Annotated in this window: 2 protein-coding genes; both read left to right on the top strand. The window is 30.9% G+C overall.

The genetic code is table 11. The features are described 5' to 3' along the window. The coding region (locus HMPREF0202_RS06675) for an efflux RND transporter periplasmic adaptor subunit (RefSeq protein ID WP_040406704.1) at positions 1-783 on the top strand (783 nt) is incomplete at its 5' end. Positions 784-792: 9 nt separating this feature from the next. After that, on the top strand, positions 793-2,120 hold a 1,328-nt coding region (locus HMPREF0202_RS15305), incomplete at its 3' end, for an efflux RND transporter permease subunit (RefSeq protein WP_023052347.1).

Below are 2,120 nucleotides of genomic sequence, written 5' to 3'. Positions count from 1 at the left end.
GTGCAATCAGCTTATTTAAAAGCTCAAGCAACGTATGTATCTAATAAAGCTGACTTTGAAATAAAAAGAAAAAACTATGAAAAGTTTAAACAACTTTATGACAAAAATCTTATATCAGAGGATGAGTATTTGACTAAAAAAACAGGGTATCTTCAATCTGAAAGTGATTTGAAAAGTTCAGAAGCAACTTATTTATCAGCTAAAAAAGATTTTGAAGATTTAGTTGTGAAATCTAAATTAGATGGAGTTATTACTGATTTAAATCTGAAGCTTTATGAAAAAATACCTTCGAATACTGATCTAGTAACAGTTGTAGATATTAGTAAAATTCTTGTAAAAACAGGAGTTTCTGTTCATGAGATAAGTCAGTTGTCTGTTGGAAATAAAGCAGAGATAGATTTAGAGGGAATTGAAAATAACTATTTTGGTAGTGTATATGAAATAAATCCTGTAGCTAATAAAGATAATAAAAAATACCAAATAAAAGTAGAGATTGAAAATCCAGAGGGAAAAATAAAAAAAGGTATGTATTCTAAAGTACTAGTTGAAACTGGTAAACAAAATGGATATCTAGTTCCTAAAAATGCCATTGTTATAAAGGAACTATATTCGTATATTTTTGTTGTAGAAAATGATGAAGCTAGAAGAATAAAGATTGAAAGAGGATATTCTAATGGAGATAAACAAGAGGTTATAAGTGACGAACTTTATTCTAATATGAAACTTGTAACAGAGGGACAATTTTTATTAGAGGATAGAGATAAGGTAAACATTATAGATTAGGGGGAACACATGAATATAGTACAATTTTCAATAAAGCGTCCAGTTGTTACCATGATGATAATTATATCAATGGTTATACTAGGGATATTGACGTTAGTTAATTTAAAAACACAACTTATGCCTAATTATAATATGCCAATGGCTGCAATTAGAGTAAGTTGGAAAGGTGCCTCTCCAGATGATATGGAGAAGCTAGTTACAAAAGAAGTGGAAAAAGGTTTAACAAGCGTAGAAGGAATTAAAAGAATAACGACTAAATCAACTATGGGAAAATCAGCACTGACAGTTGAATTTGAATATGGTGTTATTATAGATAATAAAGTAAACGATTTAGTGACAGCAGTTAGTAGAATAAGAAATAACCTACCAGATGATATAGATGAGCCTGTTATAAGAAAAACTTCATCCTCTGGGGATAGAGTAATGCTTATTGGATTAAGAGGAGAGGATCTAATAAACTTAAAAAGTTTTGCAGATAATGTTGTTATCCCAAGACTTGAGAGAATTGAGGGTGTAGGAAGTGTTAGTATCTTTGGTGGACTGGAAAAAGAGATTAAAGTAACAATTGACCCAGAGAAGTTAGAGGCTTATAATTTTTCAGTAACAGATTTATATAGTACTTTAAAAAGTTCAAGTTTAAACTTCCCATCTGGATATATAAGAGAGGGAGATAAAGAGTATTTAGTAAAAGTTTCAGGAGAGGCTAAAACTTTAGAGGACATAAAAGAGATTGTTTTAGAAAATGCCAATGGTGAAACATTATACCTAACAGATGTTGCTAAGGTAGAGTTAAGTATAAAAGATAGAGACAGCTATGGTAGAACTGACGGTATTGATAATATTATAATAAATATAGAAAAAAGTGATGTTGGAAACACAGTTGAAATCTCTAAGATAGCAAAAGAGGAGTTAAAAAAGATGGAGCCTCTTTTACCTAAAGGAGCATCGTTTACTATAAATAGAGATTCTGCTGTGGATATAACTACATCTATAAACACAGTAAAAAGTAACGCTATAACAGGGCTTGTGCTAGCTGGAATAATTCTATTTATTTTCTTAAGAGATTGGAGAGCAACTCTAGTTGTAACAGTGGCTATACCAGTTTCAATAATTGCAACATTTGGATTCTTTGGAGCTAAAGGAATGACGTTAAATATAATATCTTTAATGGGATTATCTTTAGGAGTGGGAATGCTAGTAGATAACTCAATAGTTGTTTTAGATAACATCTTTAGACACTTAACTGAGTTAGGGCAAGATAGGATGGAAGCATCGGAAAATGGAGCTTCAGAAGTTATTATTCCGATAATAGCTTCAACAGCAACAACAATCGCTGT

Origin of the sequence: Cetobacterium somerae ATCC BAA-474 (assembly GCF_000479045.1) — a bacterium.
Taxonomy (GTDB): domain Bacteria; phylum Fusobacteriota; class Fusobacteriia; order Fusobacteriales; family Fusobacteriaceae; genus Cetobacterium_A; species Cetobacterium_A somerae.
Note: the sequence above shows the minus strand (reverse complement) of the source record. Positions and strands in the feature narration are given on the sequence as shown.